Below are 23,027 nucleotides of genomic sequence, written 5' to 3'. Positions count from 1 at the left end.
CCCCTTATTTAGACATTTAAATCATTATTACTAAATCAACTTGTACATGTTTCCCTTTATTTGTCACACACATATCCTATTTTGACCAAGACTATATTGTAAATGAGGTGACAACATGCCCATTACGAATCGATTTTCTACCACCACAAACGGCGCACTCGCTATTACAGGAAATACTTTAGGCTTAAGTAAAATTAGTAATCAAAACCGTGCTGGTACAATCGGGGCAATTGGTGCATTCGCAACTACGAATACCGCTTTACAAGTACCTACTTTTCCTGCTGGTACAACGTTAAACTATACACAAAATAGTTCTACCGCTATTTTAAATATCCCTGCTGGTAGTACGATTCTTTACGCAGAACTTGTTTGGGGTGGCAACTATTTATCTCGTGATCAAAACATTACGAATGTTTTAGGAAACCCTGTTTCTTTTACAACACCTGTTTCAACATACTCAATTACGCCTTCTGCTGTTACAGCTTCTAATCAAACATTCGTTTCCGGATCCGTCACATTTGGATTCTATACACGTTCTGCAGATGTAACATCTCTCGTTCAAGCTGGAGGATCTGGCTCTTATACAACCGGCTCTGTCCCTGGACTTGTGGACCCTATAGATGCTTCTAACGGAACAATTAATTCGGCTGGATGGACACTTATCGTCGCTTATCAAAACGGAACATTGCCTGCAAGAAACTTGACGATTTATGTAGCAGGTAACCGTGTTTCCGCAGAAACTGGTAGTGCCGATGTATCTGTCTCAGGATTTTTAACACCTTCAGGGGGACCTGTAAGCGGGAGGTTATTTTTAAGTTCTACGGAAGGGGATGCTGATTTAACTGGGGATCAAGCATTATTCGGACCAAATTTCAGTTCATTAAACGCTTTATCTGGGCCAAATAATGCGATAAATAATTTCTTCGGTTCTCAAGTGAATAATGCTGCTGGAAATTTAGATACAACTGGAACATTTGGCACACGAAACCAAAGCGCTTCTACAAGTACAAATATATCTGCAGGAAGACAAGGCTGGGACATTACTTCCATTGATATTTCTCCTTATTTAACAAACTCCCAAGTGTCCGCCGCAATCCGTTTAACAACTAACGGAGATGCATATATGTTAAATACAGTCGGCTTACAAATTAATATAAACTCACCAAATATACAAGCAACGAAAAGCGTAAATAAAAGTGTTGCAGCAATTGGAGATATTCTAACTTATACAGTTACTATCCCTAACACCGGGCTCCTTCCCGCCAATAATGCTATTTTTATAGATAGTCTCCCTAGCGGGACTTCTTTTATACCCGGCAGTGTAACAGTAGATAACGTACCACAAACAAATGCAAATCCTACCGCCGGTATATCTCTTGGAACGATTAATAATAGTGCTTCTCGTACAGTAACTTTCCAAGCAACTGTCGTTTCTCTCCCAAATCAAAATCCCATCTCTAACACTGCTAATATTACATTTCAATATACACCGATCGCCGGAGGAACAACTTTTAATGGTCTTGCAACAAGTAACTCTGCAGGAACACAAATTAACCTCGCAGATATTAATGGCACAAAATCAGTTAACAAAATATTTACCGATATTGGCGAAACGTTAACTTACAGTATTGCCTTAGCTAATATAGGAAATATCGCTGCAACGAACGTTATATATACGGATCCGATTCCTAGCGGGACTACTTTCATTCCGGGAAGTGTAACTGTTAACGGAGTTACTCAAGCTGGAGCAAATCCCGCTAATGGTATATCCATTGGATCCATTGCTGCTAATTCTACGACTACTGTTTCATTTCAAGTATTCGTTCCTTCTATTCCCCAAACAAATCCAATATTAAATAGTGGCACAACAACATATCAATACATTCCTGTACCAAATCAACCAGCAGTAAGTGGGACTGATACGACCAATATCGTATCTACTCAAGTGAATAATGCTACTGTAACTATGACGAAAGCAGTAGATAAAAATTTTGCAGATATTGGTGATACATTAACTTACACCGTTTCCTTTACAGGTACAGGTAATACGAATGCGAATAACGTTATTTTTACAGATGTCATTCCCACTGGCACAACTTTTGTTCTAAACAGTTTAACAATAGATGGCACGACACAAGTGGGCGCAAATCCCACTAACGGTGTGAACATTGGATTGATCACAACTGGCTCAACAAAAAATGTTTCGTTTCAAGTAGTAGTAAACACAATACCCGCGTCAAATGTCGTATCTAATGGATCGAGCGCTTCTTATCAATATACCGTCAATCCAAGCCAATCACCCGTTACAAAAAACATTTCTTCTAATCTCGTTTCCACTCAAATTAACAATGCGAATGTAACATTAACAAAATCAACAAACAAACAATTTGCTACAATTGGCGAAACGATAAGTTATACAATCCTCATTACAAACAGTGGAAATACAGCCGCAACTAACGTGCAACTAACAGATCCACTTCCAAATGGAACGATATTGACTCCTGGTACTGTAACACTAAATGGAGTTTTGCAAAATGTAAATTCTCTCGTCGCTTTACCTATCGGAACAATTCCTGGCGGTGCTACTTTTACTCTTTCTTTCCAAGTAACAGTCATTAATATTACCGCCCAAAATCCTATCATTAATAATGCTTTCGCTTCTTATCTATATACTGTTAATCCAAGTCTGCCACCAACTTCAAAAACAGCAAATTCTAATTCTGTTACATCGACAATTAGACTAGCAAACCTTCAAGCTACGAAGTCTGTAGATAAAACATTTGCGGAAGTTGGAGATGTATTAACTTATACCTTTGCTCTTACAAACGATGGAAATGTTGCGGCGAACAATGTAGTACTATCCGATTCAATTGCGAATGGTACTGCCTTTGTACCAAACAGTGTTACAATTAACAATGTTGCTCAGCCAGGTGTTACACCAGCTAGCGTCAATATTGGTAGCATCAATGCAAATACTACAATTACAGCTTCATTCCAAGTATTAATAACTAGCATCCCAAATCCAAATCCTATTTCAAATAGCGCTTCTATTTCCTATAACTTTATCGTGGATCCAAACGCTTCACCTGTAAGTAAGAACACTACTTCAACCACTACATTTACTCAAGTAAACGATGCAAATGTCATTTCAGCAAAAACAGTGGATCGGGCGTTTGCTACTGTTGGGGATGTATTAACTTATACTATTCTTTTAACGAATGCAGGAAGTGTTACTGCTGATAGCCCTACTTTTGTAGATACAAATCCAGACGGTACTACCTTTATTCCAAACACTTTCCTTATTAATGGTGTACTCCAAAATAACGCTGATCCAAACGTCGGTGTTCCGTTACCTTCCATTCCTGCTAACAGTGAAATTACTGTTTCTTATCAAGTAACCGTCACTGCTTTACCTACACAAAATCCAACAACAAATTCATCTAGTACACAGTATAGCTTTATTCTAAATCCAGGCGATCCACCAACTATAGAAACCTCTTTAAGTAACACTGTAAGCACACAAATTAATTTAGCAAATGTAGTTATTGTCAAACAGGTAGATTTAACTATTGCTGATGTTGGGCAACCAATCACATATACAATTGCTTTAGCTAACCCTGGGAATACTCCAGCGAATAATGTAGTCGTTACCGACATACTCCCTCCTGGTACGACTCTTGTACCAAATAGTATTTTTATAGGCGGTGCTTTACAGCTAGGTGCTGATCCAAGTGCTGGTCTTCAAGTTGGGACAATTCCCGCAGGTGGAATTACAACCATTGTTTTTCAAATTAGTACAAATAGTTTACCTTCACCAAATCCAGTTCAAAATAGTGCTGCACTACAATATAGCTTTATCGCAGATCCAAATTTACCTGCTGTTGTTAGAAATGCCACTAGCAATATCGTAACGACACAAATTAACACCGCAAATCTTGTTGCTACAAAACTAACAAGTACAAATTTCGCTGATGTTGGCGATGTCATAATTTATGCAACAATTTTAACGAATAACGGCAATATCCCTGCCACTAATGTAACGTTTACAGATATCATTCCAGATGGTACCATCTTCCTTCCTAATACTGTAACGATTAACGGTGTCCCTATAGCAAATGCAAATCCTGCTAACGGCATTTTGATCGGTACGATTGGGGCAAATTCATCACGTACCGTTTCATTCCAAGTTTTTGTACCAACTATTCCTGCTGTAAATCCAATTACGAATCAATCAGGCACTACATTCCAATACACGTACGATCCATCCAAACCAGCCATCATGCAGATGGTGGCCTCTAACACTGTACAGACAACTATTAATAACGCTACGATTACCTCTGCAAAATCTGCTGATAAACAGTTTGCGAACGTAAATGATATTATTACGTATACGACTACTTTAACGAATATTGGGAACACACTTGCATCAAGTATAGTATTTACAGATGCCATTCCAAGCGGGACATCTTTTATTCCAAATAGTGTAACAGTAAATGGTACTACGCTCTCTAATGCAAATCCAGCAAATGGCATAGCAATTGATCCGATAAATCCTAATGCAAATACGACCATCTCGTTCCAAGTGCAAGTAAATTCCATTCCGAATCCGAACCCTATCCCGAACCAAAGTAACACAACGTACCAATATTTCTTAAATCCTAACTTACCTCCAACATCCTCCAATGCGTTAAGTAACGTAATAACAACTCAAATTAATAACGCTACAATCATCGCTACGAAATCAGTGAACACACCGACTGCTGCAATTGGAGATATCGTTACCTATACGATTGCAGTTACGAACACAGGAAATATTCCCGCTAGTGCTACAGTTTTAACAGATGGACTCAGTGCAGGCGCTTCCTTTGTCCAAAACTCTGTAACTATCAATAATATTCCTCAGCCGGGGTTAGATCCATCACTTGGTATTCACTTAGCAGATATCCCGCCAGGAGATACTGTATTCATTACTTTTCAAGCACAAATTTTAGCCATACCACCTAGTGGCACATTAACAAATAATGCTCTTGTAAATTATGAATATACCGTGAATCCAAACCAATCACCTGCTGTTGGTAGTACAATTACGAATACGACGGTTACTCCAATTATTGATGCTACTTTAGTTTTAAATAAAAATGCGAGTACAACTTTCGCTACGATTGGTGATACGATTACATTCACTTCATCTGTTACAAACACCGGAAATACTACTGCAAACAACATTGTTTTTACAGATGCAATTCCAAACGGTACTTCCTTTGTCCCGAATAGCTTTAAAATAAATGGTGTAACCGTCCCGAATGCAAATCCACAAAACGGTATCAATATTGGTAACTTGAATGCAAATGCATTGATTACACTCAGTTTTCAAGTAAACATTACAACGCTTCCAAACCCTAATCCAATTCCGAACAAATCATCGCTTCAATATAGCTTTATTGTTGATATAAATGACCCGCCTGTTTCACGAACAGTTCAATCCAATAAAACTTTTACACAAGTAAATACTGCTTCCGTTATCGCAACAAAAACTGCAAACAGTGCATTTGCTGCTGTTGGAGATACAATTACGTATACAACTACCCTCACTAATAGCGGAAATACTACCGCAAACACACCTGTTTTTATCGATATATTACCATCTGAACTTTCATTCATTCCTGATAGCGTACAAATTAACTCCATCCCACAACTTGGATTTAGGCCAGATAGCGGGATTTCTTTAGACTCAATTCCAGTTGGAGGAACGACAACAATTAGCTTTCAAGCTATTGTCGGCTCAATTCCAGCTACAAATCCAACATTGAACCAATCTAGCACAACATACTCCATCATTGTCGACCCTACCCAGCCACCGGTGACAGAAACAGCTACAAGTAATCCAACTTTAGTTCAGATTAACGAAGCAATTATTCAAGCAACGAAAAGTGTGGACCGTATCTTTTCTGACGTCGCACCCGGAAATTCATTTTTAACGTATACTGTTTTATTAGAAAATATAGGGAACACAACTGCTACTAATATCATTTTTACAGATCCGATTCCAAATAATACAGTATTTATAGAGGATAGCGTTCGAGTAGGTGGGGCTTTATTACCTGGAGTAAATCCAGCGAACGGGATACCAATTGGAGATATTATTGCAGGAGATTTTATAAACGTTACCTTCCGTGTGCAAGTAGTTAGCATCCCAAATCCTATTTTTACAATCGGACCTGGAGGACCAAACTCACCAGTTGTAAACGGAGCTTCCATTGATTATCAATTTATGACAGGACCGAATTTACCACTCGTTTCAAGAAGTACGACATCCAATCCTGTTTCGACACAAATAAATTCTGGGGAAATTGTGGCAATCAAATCTGTAGATAAAACTTTCGCAACGATTGGCGATACAATTTCTTATACAATTACATTAAGTAACCCTGGAAATGTCACTTCACAAAATATAATTTTTACAGATATTTTACCTGAAGGAACAACATTTATTTCCGGAACTTTGACAAATGATTCTGGTACACAGCAAATTGGAAATCCAGCTAGCGGGATTCAGATTGGAAATATAAATCCAAGTGGAACGGCCGTTATAACTCTCAATGTACTTGTTACAAACATTCCAAGTATAAATCCAATTTCTAATTTTAGTTCTGTACAATTTGCACATGTGGTTGATCCTAGCCAACCTGCCGTATCACAAACGAATGTATCTAATGCTGTTTCGACAACAATTAATAGTGCAATATTAACAACCCAAAAAAGTGCTGATAAATCTATCATTTCCGTCGGTGATACAGTTACGTATACAACTACGATTACGAATACAGGAAATACAACAGCAACGAATATTACTTTCACGAGCGCAATTCCAGCTAGCACTACCTTTATACCAAACTCAGTCACAATAAATGGAGTTCAGCAATTTGGTGCGCAACCAGCACTTGGAGTAACTATACCAAATATCGCTCCTGGTGAAACCGTAACCGTTACTTTCCAAGTAAATGTTCTTTCTGTTCCCCCTTCAAGTTCAATTATGGGTAACGATACAATTTTATATTCTTATACTGTTGATCCAAACGGAACTCCTGTTACAGCTTCTACTTCAACGAATATCGTTACAAACCCGGTACTAGATGCTATGATAACGATGGTAAAATCGGTCGATCAAACACTTGTAACATTAGGTGATACCATTACCTATACGACGCTTTTGACAAATACCGGTAATACAAACGCTACGAATATTACTTTCACTGACCTTATACCAGATGGTACAACGTTTATTACTGATAGCGTTATAATAGATGGCATCACACAAATCGGACTCAACCCTAATACAGGTATAACAATTGGATCAATTGCTCCTAACAGATCAATATCTATAGCATTTCAAGTTACCGCTACTTCTACACCAGTCCAAAATCCTATTGCCAATTCCGCTACTGCTTCTTACACATTTATCGCTGATCCAAATGCACCGATTGTTTCAAGAAATGTTACTTCAAACACAACATTTACTACAATTAATACAGCTACCATTCTTTCATCTAAACAAGTTGATAAAGTATTTGGCCACATCGGAGATACTCTCACTTACACTGTCGCTTTAACAAACAATGGAAACTCATCTGCACAAAATGTTATTTTCACAGATACTATGCCGAACGGAACTACATTTATTGCAAACACATTTTCCATTAATGGAATTCCTCAAAGTGGTGCGAATCCAACAAACGGTGTAAATATTGGGCCTATAACAGCGGGGGCTACAGTAAATGTTTCCTTCCAAGTAAACGTGACCTCATTACCAGCCGAAAACCCAATTGTAAATTTCTCATCGACATCGTATCAATTAGTCTCACCGCCTGATGCAGAAACTTCAATTAGCAATCCTGTTTCAACGCAAATTAAAGAAGCCATATTATCTATGACGAAGAATGAAAGTGCATCCTTTGCAGATATCGGGCAAACTGCTTTTTACACTACTTCTATTTCCAATATAGGAAATACGGATGCAGCTAATATAGTATTCACAGATGTATTACCAAGTGGACTCACATTTGTTCCTAACACATTAACTGTCGATGGCGTTTTACAACCGAATGCGAATCCAAATACAGGTGTATTACTTGCAACACTTCCACCAAATGAAATATACAGTATCGTCTTTCAAGTTACGGTTAACAGCATTCCACCTATTAATCCAGCACCGAATACAGCATCAACGACATATGAGTTTATTGTTGATCCTGTTAATCCTCCAGTATCGAGTTCAGCTACTTCCAACACTACGCTTCTTCAAATAAACAACGCAAATATTATAAGTACAAAAACAGCAGATCTTACTTTTGCGGATGTTGGTAATACAATAACATTTACACTTAACCTCCCTAATACCGGGAATGTGACCGCAACTGATGTTACCGTTATCGATATACTTGATAGCAATTTAACTTTTGTTCCAAACAGTTTCACAGTTAATGGGCAAACCATTCCAAACGCTGATTTATCTACTGGTGTAAATATAGGTTCCATTAATGGTGGTACTACGGCAATCGTCACATTCCAAGCAACTGTTACTACACTTCCAACACTGAATCCAATATCTAATTCTACTTCAACCACATATCATTACGTCGTTGATCCTAGCCAGCCACCTATTACAACTTCCAATCAATCTAATACAACGACCACACAAATTAATAGTGCTATCCTTACTGCACAAAAAAATTCAAATGTATCAACGGTAGATATCGGGCAGGATATCATCTACACCGTTACAATTACAAATAGCGGAAATGTTAGTGCAACGAATGTTATTTTTACCGACCTTATTCCAGACGGAACTTCCTTTGAACCGAATAGTTTTACACTTAACGGAATTAGCATCCCAAATGCAAATATAATTACAGGTGTTCCAATTGGTGATATCGCGCCAAACCAATCTGTCATCGTAGCATTTCATATTAATGCCAATGAAATTCCGCCTATAAATCCAATTTCCAACCAAGCTAGCGTTAGCTTCCAACATATCGTTAATCCAGCAAATCCTCCAGTTTCAAAAAATATTACTTCTAACAACGTCACAACAAAAATTGAAAGTGCTATTTTAAACACGATTAAAATCGGAGATAAAGCTTTTGCAACGATCGGTGATACAATTACGTATACAACTACGATTACGAACACAGGAAATATTCCAGCTAACAATGTTGTTTTCTCAGACCCTTTACCGACATGGACACAATTTGTTGCAGGATCAGTTGTTGTTGATGGCACTTCATTATCATCCGCTTCTATTATTGACGGTGTTGGTATAAATACAATCAATCCAAATCAAACTGTAACAATCATATTCCAAGTTCAAATTGTAAGCAATCCAACAACATTCACTCCTGAACTCCAAAACTTAGGATTTGTTAACTTCCAATATAACGTAGGCAATGCATTACAGGCTCAACCTGGCAATGTGGAAACGAACGTCTTCGTTACTTCTATTAACTCAGCAATACTTTCAGCTGTAAAAACTGCTAATACAGCTTTTGCAAATATCGGTGACACGATCACTTATACCGTTTTAATTCAAAATAGTGGAAATACAAACGCTACGAATCTAAACTTCTCAGACCTGATTCCAGCAGGAACGACCTTTGTTGAAAATAGTTTTGCTGTAAATGGAAGTACCATTCCAGGTGCAAATCCAAATAACGGAGTTAATATCGGAACCGTTAGCGCGGGTAGTTCCTTAACTGTTACTTTCCAAGTCGTAGTTACATCTACTCCACCTTCAAATCCAATTACAAACGTTGCATCTATTCAATACGCATTTATTGTTGATCCGACTGCTCCACCTGTTACAGGCACAATAAATTCTAATAGCGCTTCAACACAAATTAATAACGCTACTGTTACAACTGTTTTAGAAGCAAATCGAACAATCGTATCTACCTTAGATATAATTACGTATACAGCAACATTAACGAATACTGGAAACTTCCCTGCAAACTCTGTATTACTCATTAACGGAGTTCCTGAAGGAGCATTATTTGTTCCAAATAGTGTCACGCTTAATGGGGTTTCACTGCCAGATGCAAGTCCAACTCTCGGTATTCCAGTTGGTATTATCGCACCAGGTGATTCTGCTACTATAACGTTCCAATTTCTTGCAAACTCTATTCCACCGCAAGGAGCAATTATAAATCAAGCACTTACAAGTTACACGTATATTGTCGATCCGAGTCAACCTCCAGTTACAGCAACATCTTCATCTAATACGGTTACTACAGCTGTCGTTGATGCATCATTATCTGTAATTAAAAATACAGATTCTCTCGTACAATCTACTGACGGTACAATCACTTACACTGTAGTCGTTCAAAATAACGGGAATACTACGGCAAATACAGTTACTTTAACAGATTTAGTCCCAGAAGGAACGGCATTCATTCCGAATAGTGTGACCATTAATACTATTTCAGTTCCAGGTGCTGATCCAAACGTAGGGATACCATTAAACTCTATCGCACCGTTAGAAATTGTCACCGTCACATTCCAAGTTATCGTTCAATCCATTCCAAGCGTGAATCCAATTTCTAATATAGCCCGTATTGACTATACTTTTATCGCCGATCCAACTGCTCCTATCATCTCTCGAACAATTACGTCTAATCCAGCTTTCACACAAATTTCGGATGCGAATGTTCTTTCTTTAAAAGCTGTCAATGCACAACAAGCAACAACCGGTGACATTTTGACCTATACGATAACGCTAGAGAATATCGGAAATATTCCAGCTACTAATCTCATATTTTCAGATACGCTTCCAGAAGGAACTACATTCGTAGAAAATAGTTTTACACTTAACGGAACAGCTATACTTGGTGCAAATCCAAATGCAGGTGTTACTTTGCCTAACCTAGTAGCAAACGCTACTCACCTTATTTCATTTCAAATTCTTATTAACGATTCATTCCCGCAACAATCGATTACAAATCAATCTAATACAACATATACAATTCAACCAGACCCAGGACAACCGCCTATTACTGAAACATCTACAAGTAATATTGTCATTACAAATTTCGTGCAAGCACAATTGACAGTTACAAAAACGTCCAATCCAATAACTGTAGATATTGGCGGAACTATACTTTATATTTCTGAAGTGAAAAATACCGGAAATGTTGACGCAATAAATATTACTTTTACAGATTCTATTCCAGCTGGGACTACATTCGTTCCAGACAGTGTCACAATTAACGGTGTACTTCAGCCTGATGCAAATCCTGAAAACGGAATACCAATTGGAACGATTCCACCAAATAGTTCCAAAACGATACTATTTCAAGTACAAACAAATAATCCACCAACTGAAACCGAAATTGTAAATCAATCATCTGTAAATTACCAATATGTAAGTATTCCTACAGCTCCACCAGTGAATCGCTCTGCAAATTCTAATATTGTTACAACATCACTTCAAAATGCAAATATTATTTCTGTTAAACAGGCGGATGTTACTTTCGTATCCATCGGGCAAACTATCACCTACACAAATACACTACAAAATATAGGAACTGTTCCAGCTAACAATACGTTGTTCATTGACAACATTCCAGAAGGTACTATATTCATTGAAGATAGCTTATCAATAAATAATGTGATTCAGCCTGGTGCGAACCCTGAAAATGGAGTAACTCTCGGCACGATACAACCAGATGAAACAGTCACTATTTCATTCCAAGTACAACTTACAAGTATACCAGAGGGCAACACAGTCACTAACATTTCAGACACTTCGTATGAATACCAAATTGACCCTAGTTCCCCTATTATTCAGCGTAGATCGTTATCAAATGCAGTAAATACTGAAGTGCGGACGGCAAATGTTAGTGCAATTAAATCCGCTAACAGATCTATTACACGAATCGGTCAAATTATCACATATACAGTCGCAGTTACAAACGCTGGTACAGTACCTATTACAAATACTCTCCTAATTGACGCAATTGCTGCTGGCACCACATTCGTTCCAAATAGCATTCTTGTAGATGGCATACCGAGACCTAACGAAAATCCAATTACCGGAATCACCCTTGATATTATCCTTCCAAACAATACAATTATCGTTACATTCCAAGTAAATGTAGTCTCTATACCTTCTCAAAATAACATTAATAATATCGCCGTCATCCACTATGAGTATCAGCCAGACCCAAGCTTACCACCAATTTCAGAAACGACATCTTCCAATACTACAAATATACAATTTATTGATGCCATTCTTATCGCTACAAAATCCACTAATACAGTATTAGCTAATATTGATGAAACCATTGAATATACAGTACTCATTCAAAATAACGGATCCACTACAACTAACTCCATCTTTTTTACAGATACTATAGAGGATGGAACAGTATTTATTCCGGGAAGTGTAACAGTTAACAACACTGTAATCCCTGCAGCAGATCCAAATATTGGATTTTCTATTCCTAATATCGCATCAGGTCAATCAACAACAATAATATTCCAAGCTTCCGTTACGAATTTACCTGCTGTAAACCCAACACCTAATACTGCAAACATCGTCTACGATTTTATTTTCAACCCTGACTTTGCACCTATTCAAAAATCTACTACTTCCAATACTACTTTCGTTCAAATTAATGACGCTGATATCGTTTCACTGAAAACTGTTGATTTGACCTCTGTAGCAATTGGTGACATTTTAACTTATACAACAACTTTAACGAATACAGGAAATACGAATGCTACTTCTGTTGTATTTACAGACAATATCCCTGATGGAACAACCTTTATAGACGGTAGTGTTTTAGTAAATAATATCCCTCAGCTTAACGCGGATCCAAGTACTGGTATACTTGTAGGAACGATTGCTCCTAACTCTTCTATCCCAGTCACGTTTTCCGTTACCGTGGTATCTCTTCCAGCTAGCAGCCGTATCCAAAACCAATCCACTTCTCGTTATACAATTAATGGTGAAGAACAAATATCGACTAGTAATATTACCTTCACTGAAGTTATTTCTGCTAATGTAATCGCAACAAAAACAACACCTATCCAATATGCTGACCTACAAACGATTATCCCTTACACCATTTCCATCACAAACAATGGGAATATACAAGTAGAAAACATTATCGTTACAGATATCATCCCAGCAAATACGAGCTTTATAGAGAATAGTGTTATTGTGAATGGCACCGCTCGTCCAAATGACAATCCACTTAACGGGATACAACTTGATAACATTCCGCCTAATACGACAGCAACTATTCTATTCCAAGTACGGGTTACTTCCATTCCACAAACAAATCCAATCTCTAACACGAGTACAATTGAATACCAATACACGTTACCAGATCGACCACCTATTACCGAAACTATTCTTTCATCAGCTTCCGTAACAACAATTAATCATGCGACTTTGAATAGTAATAAAACTGTTGACCTTGCATTTGCAACAGTCGGTGACACGTTAACGTATACGATTACACTCAATCAAACTGGTAATGTTGCAGCAAATGATGTAGTCATTCAAGATATGATTCCTCAAGGTACTACGTTTGTTGAAAATAGCATCATTGTAAACGGGGAAACTCTTCCGGGAGTGAATCCAGTAAGCGGGATACCAATTGGCACTATAATTGTAGGTGGAAATGCTATCGCTTCCTTCCAAGTAACTGTAACTTCTATTCCGACACCAAATGAACTCAACAACAAAGCAATTACTACCTTTAACTATATAGTCAATCCAAATAACGTACCCGTTACGAATACCACTACAACAAATACCGTCACAACAACTGTCCAAAATGATAATGTCTTTGCTATTAAGTCTGTTGATGTAACGAATGCATTACCTGGTCAAACTGTAACGTATACAATCACAATTACGAATAGCGGTAATGTAACGATTGAAGATCTTTTTGTCATAGACACCGTACCAGTAGATACAGCCTTCGTTACGGGCAGCGTTACAATTAACGGAATCAATCAGCCTAATGCAAATCCTGAAATTGGTATTTCATTAGGAGACCTTGTTCCTAATGAATCTGCTATCATTACTTTCCAAGTAACAATATCTTCTTCAACTCTTCAATCTGCAATCAATAACGATGCTTCTGTTTCCTATACTGTTACCATTGATCCGAATGAACCGCCTATTACAATTACAAAGCAAACAAATACCGTTACAACAACAGTAGTTGATCCGATGGTTCGCATTGAAAAGACAGCTGATAAATCTATCGTAACAACAGGAGAGACCATAACTTTCACATTAGAAGTAATAAATCATTCACCAATTCCTACAATCAGTACTTCTATCCTAGATATCATTCCAGTTGGTACAACATTTATAGAAAACAGCGTAACAATTAACGGTACTCCGGTTCCAAATGTTCGTCCAGACACTGGTATGAATATCGGCGCTTTACCTGCAGATGGAGTATCAACGATAACATTTAAAGTTCTCGTCACTTCTATTCCTTCAAACAATACAATTGTCAATTCCGCAACAGTTACAGCAGCTTTCCAATTGACACCACAAGACCCAATTATTACTTTTATTGTTAATTCAAATACCGTTCGTATACCAGTTCAATTTATAACTGCGGTAGTAGTGAAAAACGCTTCCGTCAGCTCAGCTTATTTAAACCAATACTTTGATTATACGGTGCGTATTACGAATACTTCTGATATTTCACTTTCAAATGTTTCATTACAAGATACCATTCCAGCAGGTTTACAATTTATGAACGGCACGGTCTTTATTAATGGGGAACGCTCTCCACTAGCGAATCCAAATATCGGTTTCCTAGTCGCTACTAATTTGGAACCAAATGAAACAATTATCGTCTTATTCACAGTACAAGTGATAAGTCCGCCTGTTAATAATGAATTTAAAAATACGGCCAATATTTCATTACAACTTCAAGTCTCGCCTACCGATCCACCAATTACAGTAACCGTTACAAGCAACGAAAATATCGTCACCTTTATTCCAAAAAATCCTGATGAAACACTTCCGAATTTCAATTGTTTCTTTGACGGCGAACGTTTTATACGCATTACCCCTCGAAATATACGAAATTACTTTTGGACTTGGATTTGGTGGAAGTGATCAAAAAAGAAAAAGCTTGTAATTTGGATAGTATCCAAACTACAAGCTTTTTTCATGAGCAAAATTATCATACAGAGTTACTAGCAGCTCTATATGCGACATGTCGTTTCTCAATTCTCTCTTCAATTTCTTTCATATTTTCTTTATTATTTAATAGTGATTGTTTATTTTCAATTAATAATTGTTTAAAAGATTTTCTCACTTTTTTTCTCATTCTCATTGTCCTCCTTGGGGGATGGTTTATATAAAAGATAAAGAATTATCTGGTTGTTCTTATAATAATGGATTGTTGTGAATTCCATTTGAACTTCATATGAAAATTTCATTTATTTTCTGACAACTTTGTGAACATACAAAAATGTGATTATCCTAAAACTATTTTGAAATTGCTTCATTTCATTATAAAAGTTGCTATTGTCATCAACTTCTATCAATATATTTTGTCGAACATTTATATATTTAAAATTGAGTTCGATATAATTTTATTTACTACGATACTGTTCGTAAAAACAAAAAGAGGGATGTTGTATAAGTCAAAGTTTGACTTATACAACATCCCTCTTTCAAAACTATTTACAGCATATTGATTAATATTTCTGGTCTTCCCCAATTCATTTCTTCACAAACGAATCTAAGTTTTTCTTCATCCATTGTGTGTAAGCCTTCTTCTAGTAAACATGAAATTGGAACTTCACAATGAATTTGTGCTAATTGTAATGAAATATTTAAGTTCTCTAGATCACTTTCAATCTTTGTACGCTGCGCTTTCGTTAATGATGCTACATTTTCTAGTACAGTTGCTACTGTTCCGTGCTCTTGAATCAATTTATACGCTGTTTTTTCCCCGATACCTTTTACACCTGGGTAATTATCGCTCGTATCTCCCATGAATGCTTTCGCATGCACGATTTGCCACGGCTCTACGCCTTTTTCTTCCATGATTTTCTCTGGTGTGTAATATTCGTAATTTCCAATTCCTTTGCGCAAGAGCATTACTGTAACGTTCTTATCAACAAGCTGAAGTAAATCCGTATCACCTGTTAAAATATACACTTCCGCTTCATTACAGTATTGTTTTGCAAGCGTGCCGATACAATCATCCGCTTCATACCCTTTCATACCGATAACTGGAATAGACAATTTCGCAGTCATTTCTTGAACTAAATCAAATTGCGGAATTAATTCTTCAGGCGGCGCTACACGATTCGCTTTATAATTCGAGAACGATTCTGTTCTAAATGTCGTACTACCCATATCCCAGCATGTTACGATATGTGTCGGTTCAATTGCTTGCATAGCTGTTAATAAATGTTTCATATAACCATGAATCCCATTTGTAGGGGTACCATCTTGTCGTTTCATAAATTGTCCGTAGACACTTGTTGCGTAAAAAGCACGAAATAATAGTGCCATACCATCAACTAATAATACTTTTTTCATAATCCCTCTCCTACCAAAAAAATAATAACCCCACGTTATCACGTAAGGTTATATAAATAGATTACCATTCTACGTTTTTTCAACTTTGTCTATTATACATTGTTTTTGTATATTTAGCATCATTTACACATTAAGACGTTCTACTACAACAAGTATGAAGAATTCCTGTATACGTATTTTTCCCAGTCGAAACAACTACAGCCTTTGCATTTCCGCCAACAATATGAGTCCCTTTGAAACATACGTTTTCAAGTTCAAGTGGATTATAGTCTTTCATTCGTTTTAAAGGAATAAATCGTTTACGCTCAAGGTGATAGCAACTTTCAAATTTCTCAATACTTGCATCTTTTCCTGTTAGCACGGATTCATTTACTAATAAATCATTCGCGTAAATGATACGTACATCTGCTGGTACTGTATCACCTTCTGAAAGAAAAATCATATCCCCAGGAACAAGCTCTTGTACTGGCACATTCATCATTTTTAATTCACCGTTTAAACCTGTTACACTAGAACATTCTACTCGAGACACAGTAATTTTCTCACATTGGAATCCATCATGCACATGTTGTTTTGAAAAACCTGGAATCATTCCACTTAGCTTCATCATTACTTCCGCAATACGCGCTCTTTTTGAAATTAATTCGTTTCGGCCGTATACTTGAATGCGTTTTTGTGCCTCTTTCATAGATAATCCGTCTCTTGTTGTTTTAAAATACGCAAATACAGATTTTACATCTCTCGTTGCGATTTCAATTAATAAATCTTTATTTTTTTGAAGCATTGTTTGTTCTTTCATTGATTTTTTACTTAATTTATATGACGTGTTACCCACAGTTTTGTTTGCATATAACATATTATCGTCTCCTCCTGTACAACATAGGAAGAAACGCTTTGTTTCTCAATTTATCCACTTTACCGTAACAGTGTTTAGCGCTTGAACATGCATATAAACGCTACATTATGATAAATATAGAGGGAGGAACAAGTCGTTTCCTGCCTACATCATATATTTTTGATTTGAAGTATATGGGTAACGGAACCGAGTCAGAATTTGACATGCTCCTCACCTCCTCGTTTAATTTTATAGTTTATACTATGAAGTTACTCATAGATTTGTAACAAAAAGACCCTTACTCCGAAAAGAGTAAAGGTCATGGCATACACAAATAAACGATTCCTAAACAATTAGAAATCTACGGACCTCTCCCTCGCCGAGTTTTAGCACTGTATAGCATAGGTACATTACCAGCTACGTTAAGAAAAACCTTAATTCGATCATTCCTGTTGACCCATTGGCGTCTCTCGACATTTTTGGGCAGTAGCATTTCTCTATACAGGAGCCTCACCTAACAGAGACTTATTTTTATTACATAGAAAATGTTACTCTTATTTAAAATAGATGTCAACAGTAGCCTACAATTTTTTCGACAAGTATGGCGAACTAACATATATAAAATAAAAACCTTTACGTCTAAACGTAAAGGTTTTAATAAGTTATACAACCAGCAATTACAATCCCAATGGAAAGCGATAAAAACATAAGAAAAAGACCGACTGCTTGATTATCTTCTTCAAGACTTTTGTTTATATTAAAGCGTGGTGTAAGCCACTCAGCTAAATAAAAGACGATAATTTGAGCCAAAATCCCAACGGCTCCCCACGAAACCATATCAAGAAGTGAAATGGAATTAGCTGCTGTCGAATATAAAACAATAGCTAACCCAAGTAATCGTCCTCCAAGTACATAGCTTACCGCCTTATTTCCTTGGGCCATTAACTTAAATTCTTTTACTTTCGTTGTCACTTCCATGAGGAACAGACCAATGCATAAAAGGCCCAGTGTTACTGCTAAATATAATAAAAAATTAATCATATACTTTCCTCCTTTTTTATACCTACCGGTAAATAGTACGATTCATTCCCTGTAATTTTTTCCCCAGCGCGAATACCGATACTACTCGCTTTTCCAGCAATTAAAAACGAACCAAACACATACGACAGTTTCTCCATCCCTTTCTCTGTTTCCAAAGATACGACTGGAAGTTCTGTATACTTTTGAAATATCGGCAGTGACGCTTTATACGTTTGGTGTGCATTTTGAATCATAATATTTTCGTCCTTATCGCGAACGGTAATTGTGTCTCCTTCTCTACCAAATGAAGGTTTTTGAACGAAAGAGCCTTTTCCTAAAAATAAATCTGGTTCTAAATATGTAGGTAACATATATTCTTTAATCCACTGTTGTTCCTCATTTGTATAAAAGGCCTTTTCTTCTGCTAACCCCCAAATCAGACACTGAATTGATTTTGGCTGAAGCAAAAATGCTGACAAAGGATTTATTATAAAAAGCTTTCCGGCTTTTACAAGTTGCAACAGTTCCACACCTACGAAGTCTCCTGTTTCAGGATCTTGATCCTCAATTAAATCTTCTATCGGATATGTTTGGCGATATAAAATATCAATCTGTACTCCATCCCTATCCACTAAAGCATCTTTTGTAATTCTAAGTTCTGACATTGGCACTACTTTATTTTCAACATGGCATAACTGACTCAAATACATAGTCGTATTCCAATCCTCAATATGTTCATGATGTGCTGTAAAAACAACATTTGGGTTATCTATTCCCTTTGTCGCTTCCATTACGGCCTTTGTAACACCAGAAGATAGTAATCGTTCTTGACCCAAGTTTGGATCATCATAGCCTAGTTTCCCACAAATTTTTCCATTCATTTGAAAGCATTCCATAATAAAAGTTGGTGTATCACTATTAAACTCAAGCATTTTAATTTGGTTATCACTTGTTAAAACGAAATCAAATCGTGAAATAACAGATTCAGGATATAATCCTTTCATTCTAATGAAAGATAAGCTTGCAGGAGGATACCCAAGTTCAAGAAGCTGTTCGTCACTTAAATTCCGCAAAAGTTTAGCAGTCTTAAAAAATATTTTCCCCATTCGTTCAGTTGCTAATTGCAATTGTTTCATAGTCTGATTTGTTATAGAGAAAATATGAAACAAACTATACTCACATTCATATAAATCCGACCAAAAATTCGGATATTTCGAATAAAATTCTTTTCGATCCCTTATGTATTGCGACATATGTTAGCCCCCAAATCCTCCCTTTGAACCGCTTCCAATTCCACCTTTAAATTCCGCAGACGATTGATAAGATTTAAACGCCGATGAATTTTTAAAAGTGGATTTATTTTGATAGTAACTCCCACCATAAAAATAATGCCCACGATAACCTGACCTACTATCATCACACTGCCATACCCCAAGTTCATCATCCCAATCCCAATCTGAACAACTATTATCATTCGGTTTTGGGGGAAGATCTTGTGCGCAGCCAAATAAGGTGCCAGTCATTAAAGACGTTACGACACCACCTACTAGCCATTTCGTTTTTGTCACCTTCGCACTCCCCTTTTTAAATTCTATTCCTATTATATAAGATAGCATGATAAAGTAGAAGAAAAAGGAAGAAGAGGGATAAAATGCGCTTAGAATATCGACTTAATGATGAAACGAAAAGGTATCCTGCTTTATGGAACTACGCAAATATTTCTAATTCTGAAATCATCGCACGCATGACGTGTGAATATTTTATAAAGGATAACAAGACGTATGTTGTTACTGCTACTTCAGTAGATCCAGACGGAACAGCAGTTATATATATTCAAAAAGAAGAGTTTGCAAATGACCCTTCAGATCCTACATACTCTCACATCGGTTTTGAGGTTAGAGAACTAAGTGAAACGAGTTCAAGCATAATAGATCGGAAAGATGTATGGAACTATGAAGAAATTTTGCCATCTCTTCATTCAGACCTTATATATATTCAGCGCGACGGCATGCATATGGAGTTCGCTTTAGATTCAAGAGAGATTGATGAAGATAGAAAGTGCTATATTTATTATGGAAACTTCACAGGTGAATCCAGATAAAATAGATATATGTATGCAACAAAAAAACCTTACGTATAAAACGTAAGGTTTTTATATAGCCCCACATATGCCGTTCTCTCTAGATGTCCATAAACCTGCTCTCACAGGTGGATGCTCTCACAAATGTTTGTAACTTCCTTCTTAAAAAGATGGCATGTTAGCTACATTTAAATATTGAACTTCCATATTAAACTTATTGGTTTAAGACATGCATAAGCTACGTACACCGTAGGAATTTTATATAATGTTAGTTGAAATAAGACCCCCGCACGTGCCGCTCCTCGTAAATGTCCAAAAACCCGCTACTCGCAGGTGGATGCCCTCACAGTTACCGTACATCTTCCTCCACAAGGAAGGCTTGATGATGGTCGCTAAATATTGAGCTTCCGTATAACTAACATCGGTTTTAGACATAAATAAGTTACGTACACCGCAGGATGTATTATTTACTTGTCGTTATATTATCACATTGTTTCCAATGTGTAAAATACAAAGTTTTTCGAGCAATTTCTTGCTTGTGACCTTATTTTAATACAAATTATTTTTGCATGCAAGTGATTAATCTTCTTCTTTTGCAATTTGATTTTCTGGATAAGAAATCCAATCACTCCAGCTACCTGCATACAATTTAACATTTTGGAATCCAGCTAATTTCAATGCAAGGATATTTGGACAGGCTGTAACACCAGAACCACAATATACAATTGTTTCCTTATCTTTCGAAAGATTTCGGAATCGTTCTTGTTGCCCAGCTTCATTCTTAAATTGCCCTGATTGTACAATTCCATCCTTCCAAAAATAGTTTACTGCTGTCGGAATATGTCCTGCTTTTGGATCAACTAGTTCCTCTACACCAGCATAACGTTTTGGCTCTCTAGAATCAATTAACGTAACATCTGCACCTGCATGAATATTCTCTCTCACCGTTTCCATCGTTACAAGCATATGATCTTGTACATTTGCTTTGAATGTTTTTCGTATAGCAACAGGAATTTCCGTTGTTATCGGTAGTCCATTCTCTTTCCAAGCTGGAAATCCACCATCTAATATATATACTTTCTCATGTCCTACATAGTTTAATAACCACCAGAGACGAGAAGCATTTGCACCCGCTTGACTGTCATATGCAATTACTGTCGTATGTTCATCAATACCAGCTTGTGAAAGCTTGTCTGCAAACTCCTCAATATTCGGCAATGGATGGCGACCACCATGTTCTGTTACAGGACTTGATAAATCTAAATTCAAATCAAAATATAATGCATGAAGAATATGTTCTTCCTCATACTTTTCTCTACCCCAATTAGGATTCGCTAAATCAAAACGACAATCGATTATACGGACATTCTCATCTTCTATATGCTCACGTAACCATTCGACTGTAACTATCATCTTTAACGACCTTCTTTCTCTTGCAAACGACTTACATACTCCATAACCATTTCTTCTGTAACATATTTACGCTGCAGTGTAACACCATTTTTTGCAAGATCATTAATTTGCTTTGTTACAACATTAATGACATCAACCGAAAATTCTTTCCCCTTTGATGCAAGAGATACGGCTGCTTCAATAGCTGCTTCACGCTGCGCATCTAATTGTAAACATGCTTTTACACTTTCATTTTGTTTACGAGAATGTGCTGTAATTGCTTTATGTACTTCCATCTTCTCTTCCCCCTAAATAAGTTATACGTTCTTATTCAATTCCATTGCAAGCCGAATCATATCACGACATACAATCCCATTTTCAATAATCTCTTCTTCATAATGCTTTGAAAAGTAATCAAAATCAATAGAAAAAATACGAAATCCACATTTTTGATATAAAGCAAGTTGTGAAACACTAGAATTGCCTGTACCAACTTCAAGTTTTGACATACCATATCCTTTAGCAGTTTCTACGGCATGACTTAATAGCTGCTTTCCAATCCCTTTTCCTTGCAAATGCTCTACAACCGCAATATTCATAATTTCCATCGTCTTCGGCCTTGTTTCCAAAAGAACATATACACCGACAACTCTTTCCTCTTGCTTAGCTACATATGTTAACCCTCTTTGTACATATGCATCAATTTGCCCCTCACTTGGATCAGCAAGCAATAATAAAGGTTTCGGTATAGCTTCTTTTGAAATATACTCTATTACTACACACATAAAAAACTCCCCTTTCTCTATTGTTCTAAACCCTCCTTGTCTACCATAAATAATAGAAAGGAGGGATTCACCATGGACAACAATGAGAAAAAATGCAACGTCATCTCTATTGATGGAAAGAAGAAGAAAAGCGACACGTATTCCTATCCAAAATTAGTAGTAGAAAACAAAACATATGAATTTTCTTCATTCGTCTTATGCGGTGAAACACCAGACGGCAGACGCCTCGTTCTTACTCATATGATTTCTACCGATGAATTTGCTGGGTTTGTCAAATCTTTAGATACAGTATTGCAAAAGAAAATTGAACGAATCTTTTTCTCATAA

At 36.8% G+C, this 23,027-nt stretch carries 12 protein-coding genes, 2 other RNA genes and 1 riboswitch; of the genes, 3 read left to right on the top strand and 11 right to left on the bottom strand.

Annotation, left to right across the window (positions count from 1 at the left end; all coding sequences use genetic code 11):
* Positions 1–115 precede the first annotated feature (115 nt).
* Positions 116–15,148: a DUF11 domain-containing protein gene (locus DN392_RS20740; protein ID WP_088321465.1), complete on the top strand. Its 15,033-nt coding sequence runs from the start codon at positions 116–118 to the stop codon at positions 15,146–15,148.
* A gap of 67 nt (positions 15,149–15,215) precedes the next feature.
* Here DN392_RS20740 and DN392_RS20735 read toward each other — a convergent pair whose 3' ends face one another.
* From DN392_RS20735 to DN392_RS20710, 6 genes are all read right to left on the bottom strand, one after another.
* The gene (locus DN392_RS20735; protein WP_048566802.1) at positions 15,216–15,362 is read right to left on the bottom strand and encodes an FbpB family small basic protein; all 147 of its coding nucleotides are present in this window, start codon (positions 15,360–15,362) and stop codon (positions 15,216–15,218) included.
* 359 nt (positions 15,363–15,721) lie between these two features.
* Complete coding sequence (locus DN392_RS20730) at positions 15,722–16,588, bottom strand: 5'-3' exonuclease (protein WP_000757060.1); 867 nt, start codon at positions 16,586–16,588, stop codon at positions 15,722–15,724.
* A 130-nt stretch (positions 16,589–16,718) separates the two neighbouring features.
* Positions 16,719–17,444, bottom strand: coding sequence for a P-type ATPase actuator domain-containing protein (locus tag DN392_RS20725; protein WP_048566801.1), 726 nt, complete (start codon positions 17,442–17,444; stop codon positions 16,719–16,721).
* A gap of 342 nt (positions 17,445–17,786) precedes the next feature.
* Positions 17,787–17,952, bottom strand: a riboswitch (M-box (ykoK) riboswitch).
* 125 nt (positions 17,953–18,077) lie between these two features.
* A complete protein-coding gene (locus DN392_RS20720; protein WP_000606860.1) occupies positions 18,078–18,464 on the bottom strand; it encodes a DUF350 domain-containing protein in 387 nt (128 codons plus the stop codon).
* Positions 18,461–19,696 (bottom strand): glutathionylspermidine synthase family protein, encoded by a 1,236-nt coding sequence (locus DN392_RS20715; protein ID WP_064056755.1) that lies wholly within the window; start codon positions 19,694–19,696, stop codon positions 18,461–18,463. Before DN392_RS20715 ends, DN392_RS20720 begins: the two co-directional genes overlap by 4 nt.
* 3 nt (positions 19,697–19,699) lie before the next feature.
* Positions 19,700–20,011 carry a hypothetical protein gene (locus DN392_RS20710; RefSeq protein WP_000169026.1) on the bottom strand — a complete coding sequence of 104 codons (312 nt, stop codon included), beginning with the start codon at positions 20,009–20,011 and terminating at the stop codon, positions 19,700–19,702.
* A gap of 83 nt (positions 20,012–20,094) precedes the next feature.
* On the opposite strand from DN392_RS20710, the gene DN392_RS20705 reads away from it, so the two are divergent.
* On the top strand, positions 20,095–20,544 hold the full coding sequence (locus DN392_RS20705; protein ID WP_001235541.1) for a hypothetical protein: 450 nt from the start codon (positions 20,095–20,097) through the stop codon (positions 20,542–20,544).
* A 54-nt stretch (positions 20,545–20,598) separates the two neighbouring features.
* Here the strand turns inward: DN392_RS20705 and ssrS (DN392_RS20700) are convergent.
* From ssrS (DN392_RS20700) to DN392_RS20680, 5 genes are all read right to left on the bottom strand, one after another.
* Positions 20,599–20,782, bottom strand: a non-coding RNA gene (ssrS, locus tag DN392_RS20700) — 6S RNA.
* Between the two features lie 21 nt (positions 20,783–20,803).
* A non-coding RNA gene (gene ssrS / locus DN392_RS20695) (6S RNA) lies at positions 20,804–20,986 on the bottom strand.
* A gap of 116 nt (positions 20,987–21,102) precedes the next feature.
* Positions 21,103–21,936 carry a sulfurtransferase gene (locus DN392_RS20690; RefSeq protein ID WP_064056757.1) on the bottom strand — a complete coding sequence of 278 codons (834 nt, stop codon included), beginning with the start codon at positions 21,934–21,936 and terminating at the stop codon, positions 21,103–21,105.
* A 2-nt stretch (positions 21,937–21,938) separates the two neighbouring features.
* Entirely contained in the window at positions 21,939–22,211 is a 273-nt protein-coding gene (locus DN392_RS20685) for a YpbS family protein (protein WP_000451808.1), read from the bottom strand.
* 21 nt (positions 22,212–22,232) lie between these two features.
* Entirely contained in the window at positions 22,233–22,700 is a 468-nt protein-coding gene (locus DN392_RS20680) for a GNAT family N-acetyltransferase (protein ID WP_048566797.1), read from the bottom strand.
* A 72-nt stretch (positions 22,701–22,772) separates the two neighbouring features.
* Between DN392_RS20680 and DN392_RS20675 the strand changes: the two genes are divergently transcribed.
* Positions 22,773–23,027 carry a DUF3931 domain-containing protein gene (locus DN392_RS20675; protein WP_000369740.1) on the top strand — a complete coding sequence of 85 codons (255 nt, stop codon included), beginning with the start codon at positions 22,773–22,775 and terminating at the stop codon, positions 23,025–23,027.

The sequence above is a fragment of the Bacillus sp. BB51/4 genome (genome assembly GCF_008368845.1).
In the GTDB taxonomy this organism is placed as follows: Bacteria; Bacillota; Bacilli; order Bacillales; family Bacillaceae_G; genus Bacillus_A; species Bacillus_A wiedmannii.
The sequence above is the reverse complement of the archived record's forward strand: the minus strand, read 5'-3'. Positions and strand labels throughout refer to the sequence as shown.